Source organism: Moorena sp. SIO3E8, assembly GCF_010692445.1.
Lineage (GTDB): Bacteria > Cyanobacteriota > Cyanobacteriia > Cyanobacteriales > Coleofasciculaceae > Moorena > Moorena bouillonii.
In genome coordinates, this window is sequence record NZ_JAAHHM010000001.1 from 1 (window position 1) to 18,342 (window position 18,342).

Here is an 18,342-nt window from a genome sequence, read left to right on the forward strand (position 1 = left end):
GGTAGCACTGGTGAGAGTCTTGAACTGACCCACAATCCTAAAAATGACTTGCCAAGTCTGACGCGAAATGGTAAAGACCATGACTGGTCAAAACACATTGACCTGTACAAACCCGTTAATGGGAATGTACCGATTTCTCTAGGTTGGAAAACAGGTAATCTCCGGGTTGAAGCAGGGGATTTGGTGTTTCAACATTGATTGATAAGTGTTGATTTATCATCGCTAAATATTCCCTAAGAGGATGTCTGAAACCAATAGTCAGAAATGCAATGGTAATACAAGTCATTTTGTTAACGAATAAAGTTTATTACAAGCTTCATTATTATGGAGTTTATACTAACTGGAGTTGAGTCTAAACTCCAGTTGAAATCGGTCTAATTTGTTCAAGTCAACAAGTATTCTACAAATATTACACAGTTATACTACAATAATAGTAAGCTATTAGCTAACTAAAACTCCTAAAACTAATTAGAGGGTATTGGCAGGAAATCGTAACCGCTGGAAGTGTTCTGCTTGGGAAGAATTTTTACCAGTTGGACTGAGCCATTGCGATCGCCTGAACGCAAAAACCGAATTGAACCAGATACTCCAGGCGCTACAAAATCTGAGGCTGAGAGGGCTTCTTGAACACCAGCACGAGTAGGATTACGTTTCAGGGCTTCTATCAAAGCTTGGGTTCCATCGTAAGCCATGGCTGTGCGCCAGTTAACCTCGGCATTCCAAAGGGCTTTGGATTTACGGACAAAGTCTGACTGAGGGTTGCTATCAATATCCCAAAAAACAGCTACCACCATTTCAACAGCGTTTTCTGCACCTTTCTCTAAAGTTTTGGGAGAATACATTACATCTCCTCCCAACAAACTTAGACGTTTACCATTGACCTTAACAACCTCCAAAGCTTGATCTATAACTGCTGGGTTAGGAGCTAAAAATAGCACCTGTGCTCCCCGCTCAATCGCTTGTTGTACAGGTGTAGCAGGATTAAAATCTGGATTGGAGATGTCAATCTCATCAACAACTTGTCCTCCTCCTAGGGAAACCGCTGTGACAAATTCAGTTCTGAGAGACTTGCTGTAGTCACTCTTAGAATTATAGAAAACCGCTGCATTCTGCTTTTTCAACTGGGTAAGCATGTAGTTAGCTAAGGCTCTGGCTGAAAACGCATCATTTGGCACTGAGCGAAACACATAGGGGCTAAAGTTTGACAACTTTACGGAAGTACTAACAGCAGAGATAGCTGCTAGTTTACCGGAATTATATACTTCTCCTGCGGCTAAGGTTACACTGCTAGCGGAATGACCAATTACACCTAATATTTCCCGATTGTTGACCAATGCTGACGCAATTTTTTTAGCAGTATCGGGATTTTGATCATCACTCGTAATCACTACTTTGAGGGGTACGCCATTAATTCCCCCAGTTTGATTGATTTCATCTTGAGCTTGAGCAACGCCACGCAAAATTGCTAATGTACCATCGGGGTCAGTAGCAATCGGTCCAGCGACAGCAATAGTATAGGATTTCTGATTACCAATGCGAGCATTATTGAGATAAATTAGAGTTTCAGGAGCGTTGGGGTATTTCCGAATTGCTACTTCAAAGTCACTCACGGCTTTGTCATAATCACCAGCAGCCATGGCTTGCATACCCTGTTGTTTGGTAGCTTGGAATTGGGGATTTAGAGTGCCTACCTCTTCTGTTTTAACTAGGGGCTTTTCCCCAAGGCTAATTCGAGCTTGAATATCAGGCTGCGGAGTTTTATTAAATAAAAATAACCAGATTAAATAGATAAGGATGCCAATAACAGTAGTGGCGACACCGATGGGAAGCAAGAACCGACGAAGGTTTTGAGATCCAACTCCTGAAGACTGAGACCCAGCAAACGGTTGCGCCGATGATGCTGCTGTTGCCGAAAGTTGAGATGGTGGTAATGAAATCTCTGTGGGTTGAGGTTGCCCAGACTGTGGTATCGATGGAATGGCTGTTGAGGGGACTGGAGAGTACTGTTGCGGAACTAGTGTCGGTTGTATTATTGTCGGCTGTTGTACTGATTGCTGTTGTGGTAATGAGACTTGTGGGTATGACTCAAGAGCCTGTAGAACCTCTATGGCAGACTGGTAACGTTCCCTAAAATGGTAGCGCACCATCTTAGAGAGAATCCACTTTAAGTGATCGCTGATCTTTGCCCAAGGTTCCCAAATCACTTCTCCAGTATTAGGGTCTTCTTGAATTTGATTAATCGTTAAGCCAGTTACTGCCTGGATAGCAATCATGCCAAGACCATAAATATCACTGTTGGCACGAGGATTACCTCTACCTTGTTCTGTGGACATATAACCAGGGGTTCCAACAGCGATTGTGCCACTGACTTGATGGTTGGGTCCGCGAATTTGCTTGACTGTGCCGAAGTCAACTAAAACCAGCTTATTGTCCCGATGTCGTCGGATGATATTATCGGGCTTGATATCACGATGGATAACTCGATTTTGGTGGATAAAGCTGAGAGCTCTCAAGACTTCCTGAAGCATTTGACGAACTTGGCTTTCAGACCAGCTTTGACCAGGTTTGATTTCACTGCTGAGGGTGTTTCCTTCAATAAACTCTTGAACCAGGTAAAACTCTTCATCTTCCTCAAAGTAAGCTAAAAGCATCGGAATTTGGTCATTCTTCCCCAGTCTCTCTAGAGTTTCGGCTTCAGTTCGGAACAAACGTCTGGCATTTTCCAAGGATTTGGGATGGTTGCTAGGTGGCTTCAGTTGTTTGATAACACACTGGGGATTAGTGGGTCGGCGAGTATCTTCGGCAATGTAAGTTTTTCCAAATCCACCTTGGGCTAAGGTATCAATTACTCGATAACGCCGATCAAGTAAATCATTTGGCTTGAGGTCTTTCATAAAAGTTTTTAAGGTTCAAAAGGTGTGAATCCTGATATAACTTAATAGAACTTATCCAGCTCAAACCAAGAATCAAGGTTTTAGCCAATAGGGAACTTCGGATCACCGAACTATGGATCAGAGAATTACAGAAGTTTTACACTATTTATCTATCTGGCAATCTTTTGTAATTGATGAACAGTAGCAGCGACCCCCTGACGACCTGACCCCCTCAGTAATCAGTACTACTATCGACATGGCATGGCAGGATTGAAGTAGAGCAGAGTTACCTGATTCTGGGGGAATCAGTAACTAAGCGAGATAGTTGTTCATTTACATGATTCACTAGTTTTCTTTTCAATACCACATTTTAGATTTTTTGTCAATACTATTTTCCCTGATAATCACTGGCGTGTGATATAGCGCTATAGTTTTGCGGCTGCCAAGCCATGGAATTCTATTCAGTAGACGTAAAACTGACGAAATAATCAAGGTTTCAGCGGTTGTTTACCTGTTCGTAATCTCCGTTCCCGTAGCGTGACCTACGGTCAACCGCTTTTGGTAAACAACAAAAAATCCCCCACCGGAAGGCAGGAGATTTAAATTAATTACCTACAATTTAAATACCTAAAAAGCTAGTTTCAGCAACCATTAGCCAAATGCACCAGCTGTCGAGGCAATCAAGAATGCGGCGTAGGTAAGTATATAACCAACCGTGAAGTGGGTTAAACCAACCAGACGAGCTTGAACGATGGACAGCGCAACAGGCTTATCCTTCCAGCTAACCAAGTTAGCCAGAGGAGTACGCTCGTGTGCCCAGACCAAAGTTTCGATTAGCTCTTGCCAGTAACCACGCCACGAGATCAGGAACATGAAACCAGTTGCCCAAACTAGGTGTGCGAAGAGGAACATCCAAGCCCAGACAGACAGGTTGTTGGTTCCAAACGGGCTGTAACCATTGATCAACGGAGCAGAGTTAGCCCACAGGTAATCCCGGAACCAGCCCATGAGATAAGTAGAGTTCTCATTGAACTGAGCCACGTTATTTTGCCAGACGCACAGATGCTTCCAGTGCCAGTAGAAGGTCAACCAGCCTAAGGTGTTCAGCATCCAGAACATGGCGAGGTAGAAGGCATCCCAAGCAGAGATGTCGCAAGTACCGCCACGACCAGGACCATCACAAGGGAAGGCATAACCGAAGTCCTTCTTGTCGGGCATTAGCTTGGAACCACGGGCATCCAGGGCACCCTTGACTAGAATCAGGGTGGTGGTGTGCAAACCTAGAGCGATCGCATGGTGTACCAAGAAATCGCCAGGACCTATGGTCAGGAACAGGGAGTTAGCTCCGCTGTTGATGGCATCTAGCCAGCCAGGAAGGTAAGCTGCACCAGTGCCAGAAGCTATGCTATCGGGATTAGACAGCAGGGTGTCAAAGCCGTATAGCAGTTTACCATGAGTCGCTTGGATGAACTGAGCAAATACTGGCTCAACCAGGATTTGCTTCTCGGGGGTGCCGAAAGCAACCACGACGTCGTTGTGGACATAGAGTCCTAAGGTGTGGAAACCTAAGAACAGAGTTACCCAACTCAGGTGAGAAATCAGAGCTTCTTTGTGTTCCAGCATCCGGGCTAACACATTATTCTTATTAGCCTCTGGGTCATAATCCCGCACAAAGAAGATAGCACCATGAGCGAAGGCTCCAACCATCAAGAAACCAGCAATGTACTGATGGTGAGTATACAGTGCTGCCATGGTGGTGTGATCCTTTGCTATGAAAGCATAGGGCGGCATCGCATACATGTGTTGGGCTACCAAGGAACAGACCACACCCAAACAAGCCAGGGCTAAGCCCAACTGGAAGTGGAGAGAGTTGTTGATGGTGTCATATAGACCCTTGTGACCCTCACCTAAGAGGCCCCCAAAGGGAGTACCTGCTGGGGGATTGTGGGCACTATGAATCTCCTTGATGCTGTGACCAATACCCCAGTTGGTGCGGTACATATGACCAGCAATGATGAAGATCACTGCGATCGCCAAGTGGTGATGAGCCATATCGGTCAGCCACAAGGACTCAGTCTGGGGATGGAAGCCACCCAAGAAAGTCAGAATCGCTGTCCCTGCACCGTCAGAGGTACCAAAGATGTGTCCAGCGGTATCTGGGTTCTGGGCATAGACTCCCCAATTCCCGGTAAAGAAAGGTCCTAATCCAGCTGCATGGGGTTTGACACTCAGGAAGTTATCCCAACCAACGTGCTGTCCGCGAGATGCGGGGATAGCCACGTGAATCAAGTGACCTGCCCAAGCTAAGGAGCTAACACCAAACAAACCTCCCAAGTGGTGATTCAGCCTAGACTCTGCATTCTTGAACCAGCTCAAGCTGGGGCGGAATTTAGGCTGTAAGTGCAACCAACCTGCAAACAGTAATAGGGATGACAACAATAACAAGAACATGGCACCACCATGCAGTTGGTTATTGGTTCTCATACCAATGGTGTAAAACCAGTGGTAAACACCGGAATAGGCGATGTTTACGGGGCTAGAAGCACCAGCTTGGGTGAAGGCATCAATTGCCCCTGAGCCAAATTGGGGATCCCAAATCGCGTGGGCGATGGGCTTAATAGTTTCAGGATCTTTAATCCACTCTTCAAAGTTACCTTGCCAGGCGACGTGGAACAGGGTGCCAGAAGTCCACAAGAAAATGATTGCAAGATGGCCGAAGTGAGAAGCAAAAATCTTTTGATATAGATTCTCCTCGGTCATGCCATCATGGCTTTCAAAGTCATGGGCTGTGGCAATCCCGTACCAGATTCGACGTGTTGTCGGATCTTGAGCGAGGTCCTGGCTAAATTTTGGAAATTTTGTTGCCATATGCTTTAAGGAAATTCTCCTCGCTGACCTATGAGACTTATGCAATCATGCTGCTCATTGTTTTTTCTTAATTAACTCCCTGGAACCGAAGTTCCAGGTTGCTTAGGGTATCGACAGGCGAGACACAGGTTATGGTATCCCACTCAAGGTTTGGCATCGATTCCTGGTCAGCGGTTATCCCACTGACAGCATTCGTGCCAGGAAGAATGACCAGGTAACGACGATTCCTCCCAGGAGGTAGTGAGCTACCCCCACAGCCCGACCCTGAGTGATGCTCAGAGCACGAGGCTGAATCGATGGGGCTACTTTCAATTTATTATGAGCCCAAACGATGGATTCGATCAGTTCTTGCCAGTACCCACGACCACTAAATAGGAACATCAGGCTAAAGGCAAAGACGAAGTGACCAGCTAGGAACATTATGCCGTATGCCGACAGAGCTGAGCCGTAAGATGTGATTACATTTGAGGCTTGTGCCCACAAAAAGTCCCGTAACCAGCCATTGATGGTGATCGCACTTTGGGCAAAGTTGCCATTGGCAATGTGAGACACACTTCCATCCGGGAATACTGTTCCCCAGACATCAGATTGCATCTTCCAGCTGAAGTGGAAAATAACCACAGAGATGCAGTTATACATCCAGAACAAGCCTAGGAACACATGATCCCAACCGGATACCTGGCAGGTACCGCCACGACCTGGACCATCGCAGGGGAAGCGGAAGCCTAAGTTAGCTTTATCGGGGATCAGACGTGACGAACGGGCAAACAGTACCCCTTTGAGCAGAATTAGTACAGTGACATGGATGGTGAACGCATGGATATGGTGGACCATAAAGTCCGCAGTACCCAGCTCAATCGGCATCATTGCCACTTTACCGCCTACTTCTACCATGCCTCCGCCAAAGGCATAGCTAACGGTTTCCAAAGCATTGGGAGCAGTTCCTCCCGGCGCTAGGTTGTGGATGTTTTGAATCCACTGGGCAAAGATTGGCTGTAGCTGAATCGCCGTATCAGAGAACATATCCTGAGGACGACCCAAAGCCCGCATCGTGTCGTTGTGAATGTAAAGACCAAAAGAATGGAAACCCAACCAGATACACACCCAGTTCAGGTGAGAAATAATTGCATCCCGGTGACGGATCGCCCTGTCTAATAGGTTGTTCACATTCTTGGCTGGGTCATAGTCCCGCACCATGAAAATAGCACCATGGGCTGCACCTCCAACAATACAGAAGGCACCAATCCACATATGGTGGGTAAATAGGGACAGCTGAGTACCATAGTCTGTTGCGATGTACGGATACGGAGGCATCGCGTACATATGATGAGCAACAATGATGCTCAGGGAGCCTACCATAGCTAGGTTAATCGCTAGCTGGGCATGCCAAGACGTAGTCAGGATTTCATAAAGACCTTTGTGTCCTTCGCCAGTGAACGGACCCTTGTGAGCTTCTAGAATTTCCTTCATGCTTTGACCAACACCGTAGGTATTACGGTACATGTGGCCAGCAATGATGAACAGGACTGCTAGAGCTAAGTGATGGTGAGCGGTATCTGACAACCACAATCCACCGGTTACCGGATTCAGACCACCATGGAAGGTGAGGAAGTCAGAGTAGACACCCCAGTTCAGGGTGAAGAAGGGGGTTATGCCCTTAGCAAAACTGGGATAAAGATCTACCATCAAGCTCTTATCTAATATGAACTCATGGGGCAGTGGAATCTCACTAGGAGCCACCCCAGAATCCAAGAGCTTGTTGATGGGCAAAGACACATGGATCTGGTGACCTGCCCAACCCAGGCAGCCGCAGCCCAGCAGCACAGCTAAGTGGTGGTTCATCATCGACTCCACGCTCTGGAACCATGACAGTTTCGGAGCTTTCTTGTGGTAGTGGAACCAGCCAGCAAATAGCATCAGGGCTGCCATTACCAGACCACCAATAGCTGTTACGTACAGTTGGTAGCTATTGGTGATACCGGAAGCACGCCACAGCTGGAAGAAACCAGAGGTGATTTGGATGCCGTGGAAGCCCCCACCAACATCGCCATTCAAAATGCCTTGACCAACCACAGGCCAAACCACTTGAGCACTGGGCTTAATAGTAGTGGGATCACTCAGCCATGCTTCGTAGTTGGAAAAACGAGCACCATGGAAGTACATGCCGCTCAACCACACAAAGACAACGGCTAGGTGACCGAAGTGTGCACTAAAAATTTTGCGAGAAACGTCTTCTAAGTCACTGGTATGACTATCGAAATCATGAGCGTTAGCGTGAAGGTTCCAAATCCAAGTGGTGGTTTTGGGACCTCTCGCTAGGGTTCGATCAAAATGACCTGGCTTACCCCACTTCTCAAAGGAAGCTGGTACCGGGTCGTTATCGACCTCGAGTGGCATGAGGAATCTCCTCTCTAGACAAGGAACGACTAATACCCCTAGGGGAGTTTTATTTTTATGGATAAGAAAGCACTTTTCTAATCACTGCTTTCTAACGGAAGCAAGGACCTGTTCTGAATTTACGTCAAAACGGATACCTCCCTTAGAAGATAATAGGTCTTGCTTCAGGCGCTTTTTGAATTCAGTTAAAAATAGTTAACAATTTTTTGGATAATCGTTAACTATTTTCAATTAGCAGTATCAATAGGTATACCACTGTTTGTGTCTAAGCCGCCATCACAACAAATCAAAAGTAACTATAGGAAAAATCAATGATAATTTCTTCAAAATGTTACAAAACGTAAAGAAATGCTAAATATTTTAAAAAAAAGTGTCCTCAATCTATAAAGAGGACCCTCAAAGGTTAAACGTCTAGGGATATGGTTAATACAGAAGCGGAATATTTATAAAAAAGCGGAAGACTTGAAACAGGGGTGCGACCCCGGGTAGATCCCCTAACCAAGGGAACGGAAACCAAGAGGGCAAAAGTGAGAACAGACTTGATCATCCTGCCAATAGGCAACCCCAACCCTCATAGACCAACACCATTAGACAAGCAGCAAGACTAGAGGTCAACCTGTAAGTTAAGATTAAAGGCTGGTGATCAAAGGAGATGGCTTGTTGGGTAGGAACAGCCAGATAATCATGGTGAAAAGACTTTTTTTCTTCCTAATCACAACGATTTTAGTTTGGGGTCTGGTGGCCTGTGGAAGCGATCGCATCAAGACATCGAAGCGCTTTGGCATTGATGCCAGCTCCCAAACCAACCAAGTTAATCAGTTATCAGAAGTAGGGCCACCCCTAGCTATTCAAGAGCTTAGTGAGAGCCTAGAGGCTTACCAGCCTCAAGTCATCATTGTCAGACCTAGTGATGACATGGTGCTCGAAGATACAACAGTATCAGTGAAATTTCAGGTTCAGGACTTGCCAATTTTCCAAGATCCCGATCTAGGTATAGGTCCTCATCTGAACGTCATCCTGGACAACCAACCTTTCCAAGCCATCTATGACCTAGACCAACCTCTAATCCTAGAGGATTTATCCCCTGGCACCCATACCTTGCGGGCATTTGCCTCTCGCCCCTGGGATGAGAGCTTTAAAAATAAAGGTGCCTATGCCCAGACCACATTTCATATCTTTACTAAAACTGACGACAACAACCCAGATCCAGCCCTGCCACTGCTAACTTACAGCGTTCCAAAAGGCGACTACGGAGCAGAGCCGATTCTACTGGACTTCTATTTGACGAATACGCCCTTGAGTAATACCCCTGTCCAGCTAGTGGATCAAGACAATCTCGATGATGATAGTGTTGATTGGCATATTCGGGTTACTGTGAACGGTAAAAGTTTCCTACTCGACCGTTGGGAATCGATTTATCTGACAGGGTTTAAAGAGGGCAAAAACTGGGTAGAGTTAGAGTTTCTCGATGAACAGGGCAACCCAGTCAAGAATGTTTTCAACAACACAGTACAGGTGATTAACTACCAGCCTAATGGTGAAGACACCCTTTCCCAGCTAGTACTGGGTCAACTCTCGGCTGAGGAAGCTGGTGGTATTGTAGACCCCAACTATCAGCCACCGCCAACCCCAATACCTGTACCAGAAGAGACACCAGCTCCGAGTCCATCACTGACTACTTCGCCTACAGTAGAGCCAACACCAATACCGTCGGTTGTTCCTATAGTTGAAGAACCTCTCACCTCTGAACCGACTTCCCTAGAACAAGAAACTACAGAAGAAGACACTACATCACCAGGAGAATTAGCCCCTACTGAAACAGAGCAAATACCAGAACTAGAGGAATCTGTAACACCCAGTGAACTGCCAATAATTCTGGAGGAAGCAACCCCTGAGGTTGAGCCCAACCTACCTGAGCTGGAAACAACTTTGGAAACAGAAGAGCTGGTTCCTGCTAGTGAAACCCCAGCACCAGTTGAGGAAGCAACTACTGCAGCTCAATCAGTAAGCCCTCTAGCTGAACCGTCAGAAAAGCCAAAATTAAACATTTGGAGTCGCTTTGGCAGTTTCTTCGGACGTTCTCCTGTCACCCCTAGCCCCTCACCTGAAGTGCTAGAAGAACTGGACATTACATCAGAGGAAGCTGTGGTAGCACCAAGTGAATCTGAGTCCACTACTGTTGTTGATGAGATATCGGAAGAAGCGGTAGTAGAGACCGGGGAGTCTGAATCCACTACTGTGGTCGAAGATAGTTCTGAACAACCGGCGGTAGCACCAAGTGAATCTGAGTCCACTACTGTTGTTGATGAGATATTGGAAGAAGCGGTAGTAGAGACCGGGGAGTCTGAGTCCACTAATGTGGTCGAGGAGATACAGGAAGAACCGCCAGTAGAGACCGGGGAGTCTGAGTCCACTAATGTGGTCGAAGAGATATCGGAACAACCGGCAGTAGAGACCGGGGAGTCTGAATCCACTAATGTGGTCGAAGAGATATCGGAACAAGTGATAGTGGCTCCCACTGAATTGGACCTGAGCTCATGATCAGACTGACTATATCATCCGGCGGTTTGATCAACCTGGCTGCCAGGAGGTTAATCCCATAGAACGGGTTGAGCACGAACTCAAGGGATGGCGAGAGTGGTCAAACTTGAATGCGATCGCACAGTGAGAACAGGCAGTTAGCCCATGGTTCGATCAACTGTTTGAGCATCGGCCAGCAATCCCCACTGGGTTAGGGATTGCTGGCCGATGCTCAATGTGCAGCTGGCGCTGGCTCCCCTGTTCCCTTCCTGCATCAATTTCAGTACTGAAATCGATTGTTATGACTTCCTTTATTAAGTTTTTTTTGTACTGGTGCAAGCTCTCAGTATAACTCCCCAAACTTTTCCCGATAACGAGCCAACAACGATTCCCTATCTGCTAGTTGAGTTATTAGGTATTAGCTATAAACTCTATCTATAAGTAGTGTTGGTTTAAGAGTTTCCCTGGGTAATCTAGGATTAGGCGATAATTAGGGCTTGCTGATTAACTCTCATGCGCATTGACAGATAAAGGTTTTCGCCTTTTTGGGTCGAAAAAAGTGCAAGCAAATCGGTCCAAAAAGCTCAAAAAGTTAGGATTTTGGGCAGACAAGGGCAGAAAAATCAAGGGAGAATTCTTCGGACTACCTTCTATATAATTCTCCTAACTCCTGACTCCTGACTCCTGACTCAATCCCTTACCAAAAGACTTTTTCAGCAAACCCTAATTACCGATTCAGCCTTCAGCCTTAATACTTACTAACAGTTTGTACTAATCAAAAATACTGGAGTAGATAAATCAGGTGAAACCCTATTTACCAATCCAACTATTAACAACATTATTTGTAATCACAACCAGCACCGTGACTCCTGCTGTTTCTAAAGCTCAAATCGATTTACCCTGTTTCATGCGGGATGCCAATGGCAATCTGATTGACCTTGGCAAACTTTGCGGCATTTCAAAGCAAAACAGTTCAGGAGTGATTACAATCCCGATCAAACGTCGAGTCTATAACACTCCTGTAATTGATGTCACTTTTAATGGTAAACGAACCTTTGAAATGGTGGTTGATACAGGAGCATCCGTCGTGACAATTACCCCAAAAATGGCAAAAGCTTTGGCATTGAAGCCAGAAGGAACTGCCACGATGGATACAGCTAATGGTACAGTTGATGTACCCCTGGGTCGCTTGACCTCCGCTGCCGCAGGAGGGATTGTGGCTAACAACCTACTAGTTGCTGTTAGTCCATCCCTGTCAATTGGACTGCTAGGACACAATTTCTATCAAGATTATGATCTCACGATTAAGCAAGATGTCATTGAGTTGCACCTTCGGTAATCCGTAAGGTTAAACACACGCTCTTGACAGAGGTTTGGGGAACTCGCCAACAAGAAAGCGATCGCTTAATCAAATCAATCATTTGGGATTCCGTCAGGGTAGAGGCTGCTTCATCCCACATCACCCTGATCACGCGACCTCTACGCACTAGGAACTCGAAGACAATTTCACCAGCTACCCCTAGGGGTAGGTTCAACCGTTGCAGATGTTGGGTTAAACAAGTTGTCCCTATTTCATCTAATCCCTTAACTCTGACCAACTGTAACCTGTGATGGCTGATTGCCGCTGAGCTTAATATCTCTGACTTCACCTTTTGAATCAATCTAGGACAGACCAAGGTCAATTCAAAATTATTCAATTCCAAATTATCTGGTGATTGATTGGCTAAATACTCCTCATTGATAATTTTTGATTCCTGATGACTATAATAGGGATTATCATTATGATTTTTTCTATCCTGAAGTGTCTTAGAAGTAATATACTCCTGAGGGATAATTTCTGATGCCTTACCGGGAGCATATAAATTATCATTATCATTAGTTAGCTTAGATTTGTGGTACCTGTTTTGCCTATACTCTGACTGTTGAATCCAAGCTTTGGTTTTAACCCCTAATTTCCTATATTCAGTTATTGGTAGGACAGACCTTGGAATAGGAGAAGACCAGGCCGTGGGAGAAGACAAGGGATAGAGGGAAAACAGTAACGATCGGTTGATCTTAGAGTTCTTCGGTGTCCCCTTTTTCCCCTGGTCATGAGGCAATAATTTGGAATTGATGTCAATTTCTGCTTGTCTGGTGCTGCCCTTATCCCCCACTCTCAACCCTGAACGCCACTTTTGTAGCCTGAGTCTATCCTGAATTGCACTAGCAAAAGTACTTTTGATCATGCCTTCCCAGTTAACTCCTTCTGGGATTGTTACTGGTACTTGCATCGATATGAGGTGGCTTTCTCCTGTAACCGGTACCTGATCACTGACAGCAACAAAAGCGGTGTACTGGCACAATAGTTGATAACTCAACGCTGTTTCCGTCACTGCCTCTACCCCAGCTTTAGTTTCACAGCTCAACATTTGCTGCATCAAGTGTTTAATCCTTGCTCTACCCCAAAGCTGAGCAATGGCTGGATTGTCGGCTTGATCGAAATTGAGGTTAAATCTTTTCTCGTAGTAACTACCATCGGCCCTAGTAGCCGTAATTCTGAGAGCACTAGTAGGGGTTTTCAAGTTGCTAACCTGCAACTGTTCTGCCTGGAACTCTTGAATGGGAGAAATACGTCCACAGATAACCAAAGGCTGCTGGGTAAATAGATCCGGAGTGCGATTGGGATAAATTATTGCTTCCCCTGAGCCTTCCCAAGTAACGTGAATATTGGTTAGCACTGGGTTATTTATTTGACGGAAAAACTGTTCCGCTACTGCTTCAGTTGGTTCATCTTGACGCACGATTCTAGCTATTCCCCGTCCAATTTCAGCTAAGCGATTCAGCAGAAACCGGTTCGGAGAACTGCCGACACCAAAGCTATAGATGCGATTTCCAGGTTTAAGCTGTTGCTGTACTTCTGCTAGTACCTGATTCTCATTGCTAATGTAGCCATCACTTAGCAGTACAATACTCCGTAGTCGTCCCTCTGGTGCAGCTGGTAAATTCAGCAAGTTACGAATACCTTTGAGTAAATAGGTACCACCGTTGGCTTTTAATTGATTGATGTAGTTAATCGCCTTTCTACAGTTTTGGGGGGTATTCGATAAGGGTTTGGTAGATAGCTGGGTAGCAGTATCTGAAATATCAATAATGGTAAAGGTATCCTTGGGATTGAGTCCATTAATAAACCGACGCATCAATTCCTGAGACTTTAGCAGAGGATCCCCCATTTGAGAACCAGAGGTATCGATTAAGAACACCACATCCTTTGGCACAATCTCATCGATGCTATAGTCCAACGCGGGGATAAGATACACAGCAAAATGATTGCCCCGTTGATCTGCGTGGGTAAGTACTGTTGTCTGAGTGTACTCCTTGGCAATCCCATAGCGTAGAATCAGGTCTTTGTTGGGAATCGTATCTTCCTGACTCAGTTTGACCCGCAGGATTTGCCCCTTTTGTTCAATGTTGAGTTGTTCAATGTTAATCTGATGGGAGGTAGAACAAACCTCTGTAATTGCTACTCCAGCGTCAATATCGATAGTTACTCCAATGTCATGACCTGAGCGCATGTCTGGCGGAATCAAGGGTGGACTGATCCGGGAAGCATCGGGAACGCAGTCAGTATCCCCACTCTCATCAATGGGAGTACCAGGTATGAAACGGGGGCCAACTACCATTGGGAAGACAAATTCATAATTACCCCCCTGGAACTGTAGCTGATCGGTATAGCGAAGGGTGACCTCAATTTGCTCCCCTGGTTTAATGTGAGCCAGAGATTGAGTAAAAATATTATCCCGTTCTTGCTCTAAGAGTCCCGCAGTCCGCCCCTGACTGCAAGCTTCCTCGTAGATAGTTTGAGCGTCTTCCCGTTTTTTGATATTGCCCTCAATTATGCGATCGCTTAATTTAATCTCCATCTCATCCACCGCTGCTTCATCCGGTAGTGGAAAGATATAGACCGCTTCTAAGGGTTCGCTGAAAGGATTGTCAAAGGTCTGTGTGACCTGTACCCGTGACATGTGACCGGTAATTTTGGCGTAAACCTCTGTATGTTTCAGAGGAAATACCGAGTGTTCCTCCTCTTCGTTAACGTATAGTCCCCCTAGCAACTGCTTGGAGCATAATAGTGCATGAGTGGGCATGGGCATTTACCTTAAGATTGAGCAAATGGGTGAGCTTCGCTACTGTCCCTATCAGTAGCAAGGTCCTTGGTAGACGCACCATGCTAGCCACAAATCTCATCATAAATCCTTACCAAGAGTGAACTTGGGTCAATCTGCCTTTTAGTTAGCCATCATAATCGCTGTCAATCTCAATATCGAGAGTTTCTTGATCTACCCTTACATACAAAATATTTGGATGACAGCAGACTTGACAATCTTCGATATAGGATTGCTGTTCACCAGCGCTTAGATCTACAAAGGTCAAATTGGTTTCACCACAATAGGCACAGGAATATTGAGCAGTCTCTTGCATTCAGTCAGAATTTTCTTTGAGTGTAGCAATAATTGTATTGGGTCAGGGCTGACGGAGATCACAACTAACCTATGAAATTGGTAACTGATAAATTGACATGCTGAGGGTCTGTTATTGACTGGTCTGTTGTTGACTGGTTGTTTGTTGAGGTTTGACGGTTGACGGTTGACGCTTGACGCTTGATGGTCAACCATGAACAAAAATTCAATTCACAACAGCTGATGACTAAACCATCTCGATCGTTACCACTAGGATGCATTTTCCGCCCTGCCTGTGCTAAGGATACCTGGGCAATTCTTAAATTAATTCTGATTGCTAAACTAGAGCCTACCCAGTTACGTTGGACTCAGTTTCGGGTGATTGAATTTGAGGGGCGTGTGGTGGCTTGTGGACAATTGCGCAACTTTCCCGATGCCCAAGAATTGGGGAGTTTGGTTGTGGCACCTAAGTGGCGCAATCAGGGCTTGGGGAGTTATCTTATGGAAAATCTAATCAAAGAGGCAACTCAGCCTCTTTATCTCGAATGCATGGGTTGGCTGACCCCATTTTACACCCGTTTCGGTTTTGTATCGGTATCCTGGCAAGACTTACCCAAATCCCTGAAATTTAAGTTTGGCTTGTCCAAACTAGCAACTACACTATTCCGTATTCCTCTATCCATTATGACCTACCAACCAAAGGATGAAGGCTGAAGGATTAAGGCTAAAGGCACCTCAAGTAGCGTGGCCATTCGCGTAGCGTGGCCCAAAGGCCAAGGCCAAGTATAGACCTCTTGCAAAAATATTTTGAGTTACAATCGCACTTTTGGTAAAAATTAGCTGAATTGTATACTAGGCTTATACACAAAGAGAGTACAAAGCAAGTTTGTTAGTCTTAAGCGTACGCTAAATCAAAAATTGCAAAATTTATAATTATATCAAGAAAGACTTTTGCAAGAGGTCTATACATTAGTGATGGAGCGCGGTCTTGGGGAGGCAGCGCCGACCTGCGGGGGTTTCCCCCATGAGCGACTGCCGTGGTTTCCCCCATGAGCGACTGCCGTGGTTCCCCCCATGAGCAACTGCCGTGGTTTCCCCCATGAGCAACTGCCGTGGTTTCCCCCACTCGCGCTTTGCATCAAGACATGGAAAAAACGACTTTACGACCATTAATTACTATTACTAATCTGAACAAGGGCTGATGACAGACTTGACGGAGTTATAGTACTAATGTACTATAACTCAGTGCGTACGCACTGTGCCAGTTGCGTAACTTCTGAGTTACTCAGAATGTTTCAATAACGATCTCTTCCACACCAATATCTCTTAATTTATTTTCAATTTGGGATACAACATTTTTCAAGTTTAAATACATCAAGAAATATTTATTCTTTGTCAATCTATATACTAGGGCACCTTTACAGGCAGATGATGATAAATCGTAAGGTTTGTCGTCAAATTCAAAGTACTTTTGAAGAACGACATCATTTTCACCAAAACTTGGTAAATTTTGTAATTTAATCCAAGTATTTATCATTAAATAATCGCTATTTAAAACTGGTATAAAAGTATATATTCCGCGAAGCTCATTTATTGTTTTTATAACATCAGAATGTTTTAACATAGTCCGTAATCGTCCCATAATAAGGACTCATACCAAATCCTTTTCCCATACCCCCCTTATCGGCATAGCCCTACATTACTGACATACAAAGATTTAGTCGATATTCATAAAGGGGTTTTGACAAGCGGATTTGGTATCAAACTTACGATTGTGTTATCAAACTTTGAAAGCCGACACTCACCATCTACAGTACCATTCGTTATTAATTCTAGGTTTTTAAGAATAGCTTTTAGGCAGGAATGAGATATATTGGGGATGGTGCAACAGTAAAAGTGCTACGTACAGGTTTAGGAAAACGGTTATTGGGTAGGGCTAGTTTTACGTTAGTGAGAATCCTAGCCAGGATTAATTTCATTTCAAACAAAGACAACGCATATCCAATACACCGACGGCTTCCGCCACCAAAAGCCACAAATTCATAAGCAGAAAACTGTCGCTCCAAAAAACGCTCTGGTCTAAAATGATTCGGTTCTGGATATAAATCTTCTTGCCTGTGAGTTAAATATGTGCAAGGCAAAATGAATGTACCTGGTTCAAATTGGTAGCCCATAATTTCTACAGGCTTTTGGGCAATACGAAACGATGCCAAAATAACGGGGGGGTATATACGTAGGCTCTCGTGACAGACGGCATTCAAATAGGGAAGCTTAGTAATCGCACTTGAATCTGGATTATCGCCAAGAGTTTCTAATTCAGCCATAAGCTTCTCATAGACCTCTGGCAAGCGGTGAATCCAGTACAAAGCCCATGTTATGCTTATAGAAGTAGTTTCATGACCTGCTATTAATAATGTAATTAAATTGTCACGCATTTCCTCATCTGTCATCGGCTCGCCTTGCTCGTCGCGAGCACTCATCATTAAGCTAAGGATATCTTCACCTAATAACGCTGGATTATCCCGACGTCGCTTAATTTCAGCATAAATTATGTCATCAACCTGCTGGCGAAGGCGCACAAAACGCCCCCATAAACTCCAAGGCCCCCAATCTTGCTGTAGGGTATGGAAGTACAAAATGATAGAGGCCCAAGGATTGCTCGACAACTTCAGCTGTGAAATCAATGTTTGCTTAAGCTGTTGGAAGCTCGCTTCCTCATTTACCCCAAAAATAGCACGGATAATGAATTGCAGTGAGATATCTTGGATGGAACCCTGAACGTCAAAGCGTTCTCCTTTTTTCCACTGCATCATTTGTTGCTGAGTAATGTCACAAATCAACTGGCTATAAGCTCGCATCCGATCGCCATGAAAAGCGGGCATTAACATTTGTTTTAGACGTCTGTGAGGATCGCCATCTATCGTGGTTAGTGCAGTTTTACCTGAAAAAGTGCTTGGTAACTCTTGCATCGCTTCGGCTGTCTTAAAGGTTTGTGGGCTGGCTGTAAATAGCGCCTTCATGCCTTGGGGATGACTGACAACCACCGTTGGAGGATAGTTCAAAAAACCTATTGTAAAGATACCTCCATAGCGTTTAGCACAATCCTCTAAGTAATTGAGAGGATTAACTATGAGATTAATAGACTGTAGCAAGGCTGGGGTTTTTGGGCCATCAGGAAATTTCATGATTCTTCTCCTATTTTTGTATTTATGGACGGGTTTATAACTTAAGCCGGGATAAATTTAACG

12 protein-coding genes are annotated in these 18,342 nt (G+C 45.0%); 4 read left to right on the plus strand and 8 right to left on the minus strand.

All coding sequences use genetic code 11. The annotated features are described in order from the left end of the window. Positions 1-198, plus strand: a 198-nt coding sequence (locus F6K46_RS00005) for a hypothetical protein (RefSeq protein WP_293116676.1), incomplete at its 5' end; no start/stop codon positions are given. 266 nt (positions 199-464) lie between these two features. On the opposite strand, the gene F6K46_RS00010 is transcribed toward F6K46_RS00005, so the two are convergent. From F6K46_RS00010 to psaA, 3 genes are all read right to left on the minus strand, one after another. Further along, positions 465-2,894 carry a bifunctional serine/threonine-protein kinase/ABC transporter substrate-binding protein gene (locus F6K46_RS00010; protein WP_293051267.1) on the minus strand — a complete coding sequence of 810 codons (2,430 nt, stop codon included), beginning with the start codon at positions 2,892-2,894 and terminating at the stop codon, positions 465-467. A gap of 630 nt (positions 2,895-3,524) precedes the next feature. Next, on the minus strand, positions 3,525-5,741 hold the full coding sequence (gene psaB, locus F6K46_RS00015; protein ID WP_075898346.1) for a photosystem I core protein PsaB: 2,217 nt from the start codon (positions 5,739-5,741) through the stop codon (positions 3,525-3,527). A 174-nt stretch (positions 5,742-5,915) separates the two neighbouring features. Beyond that, on the minus strand, positions 5,916-8,138 hold the full coding sequence (gene psaA / locus F6K46_RS00020; RefSeq protein WP_293051263.1) for a photosystem I core protein PsaA: 2,223 nt from the start codon (positions 8,136-8,138) through the stop codon (positions 5,916-5,918). 684 nt (positions 8,139-8,822) lie between these two features. Here psaA and F6K46_RS00025 point away from each other — a divergent pair. Beyond that, entirely contained in the window at positions 8,823-10,679 is a 1,857-nt protein-coding gene (locus F6K46_RS00025; RefSeq protein ID WP_293051260.1) for a hypothetical protein, read from the plus strand. An 841-nt stretch (positions 10,680-11,520) separates the two neighbouring features. After that, complete coding sequence (locus F6K46_RS00030; RefSeq protein ID WP_293051257.1) at positions 11,521-11,997, plus strand: retropepsin-like aspartic protease; 477 nt, start codon at positions 11,521-11,523, stop codon at positions 11,995-11,997. On the opposite strand, the gene F6K46_RS00035 is transcribed toward F6K46_RS00030, so the two are convergent. After that, entirely contained in the window at positions 11,975-14,788 is a 2,814-nt protein-coding gene (locus tag F6K46_RS00035; protein WP_293051254.1) for a VIT domain-containing protein, read from the minus strand. The two genes, F6K46_RS00030 and F6K46_RS00035, sit on opposite strands and share 23 nt — an antisense overlap. Before the next feature lie 139 nt (positions 14,789-14,927). Then, positions 14,928-15,116, minus strand: coding sequence for a CPXCG motif-containing cysteine-rich protein (locus tag F6K46_RS00040; RefSeq protein WP_070392182.1), 189 nt, complete (start codon positions 15,114-15,116; stop codon positions 14,928-14,930). A gap of 221 nt (positions 15,117-15,337) precedes the next feature. Between F6K46_RS00040 and F6K46_RS00045 the strand changes: the two genes are divergently transcribed. Then, the gene (locus tag F6K46_RS00045; RefSeq protein WP_293051252.1) at positions 15,338-15,808 is read left to right on the plus strand and encodes a GNAT family N-acetyltransferase; all 471 of its coding nucleotides are present in this window, start codon (positions 15,338-15,340) and stop codon (positions 15,806-15,808) included. Positions 15,809-16,056: 248 nt separating this feature from the next. On the opposite strand, the gene F6K46_RS00050 is transcribed toward F6K46_RS00045, so the two are convergent. The 3 genes from F6K46_RS00050 to F6K46_RS00060 form a co-directional block, all read right to left on the minus strand. Continuing rightward, positions 16,057-16,233, minus strand: coding sequence for a hypothetical protein (locus F6K46_RS00050; RefSeq protein ID WP_293051249.1), 177 nt, complete (start codon positions 16,231-16,233; stop codon positions 16,057-16,059). Positions 16,234-16,379: 146 nt separating this feature from the next. Further along, on the minus strand, positions 16,380-16,718 hold the full coding sequence (locus tag F6K46_RS00055; RefSeq protein WP_293051246.1) for a hypothetical protein: 339 nt from the start codon (positions 16,716-16,718) through the stop codon (positions 16,380-16,382). Between the two features lie 229 nt (positions 16,719-16,947). Continuing rightward, positions 16,948-18,279, minus strand: a complete 1,332-nt coding sequence (locus tag F6K46_RS00060; protein WP_293051243.1) for a cytochrome P450 — start codon at positions 18,277-18,279, stop codon at positions 16,948-16,950. Between the last annotated feature and the right edge of the window lie 63 nt (positions 18,280-18,342).

Coding starts and splice junctions, on each gene's coding strand:
- F6K46_RS00010 (WP_293051267.1), bottom strand. CDS start 2,894: ATGAAAGACCTCAAGCCAAATGATTTACTTGATCGGCGTTATCGAGTA.
- psaB (WP_075898346.1), bottom strand. CDS start 5,741: ATGGCAACAAAATTTCCAAAATTTAGCCAGGACCTCGCTCAAGATCCG.
- psaA (WP_293051263.1), bottom strand. CDS start 8,138: ATGCCACTCGAGGTCGATAACGACCCGGTACCAGCTTCCTTTGAGAAG.
- F6K46_RS00025 (WP_293051260.1), top strand. CDS start 8,823: ATGGTGAAAAGACTTTTTTTCTTCCTAATCACAACGATTTTAGTTTGG.
- F6K46_RS00035 (WP_293051254.1), bottom strand. CDS start 14,788: ATGCCCATGCCCACTCATGCACTATTATGCTCCAAGCAGTTGCTAGGG.
- F6K46_RS00040 (WP_070392182.1), bottom strand. CDS start 15,116: ATGCAAGAGACTGCTCAATATTCCTGTGCCTATTGTGGTGAAACCAAT.
- F6K46_RS00045 (WP_293051252.1), top strand. CDS start 15,338: ATGACTAAACCATCTCGATCGTTACCACTAGGATGCATTTTCCGCCCT.
- F6K46_RS00050 (WP_293051249.1), bottom strand. CDS start 16,233: ATGCAAAGCGCGAGTGGGGGAAACCACGGCAGTTGCTCATGGGGGAAA.
- F6K46_RS00055 (WP_293051246.1), bottom strand. CDS start 16,718: ATGTTAAAACATTCTGATGTTATAAAAACAATAAATGAGCTTCGCGGA.
- F6K46_RS00060 (WP_293051243.1), bottom strand. CDS start 18,279: ATGAAATTTCCTGATGGCCCAAAAACCCCAGCCTTGCTACAGTCTATT.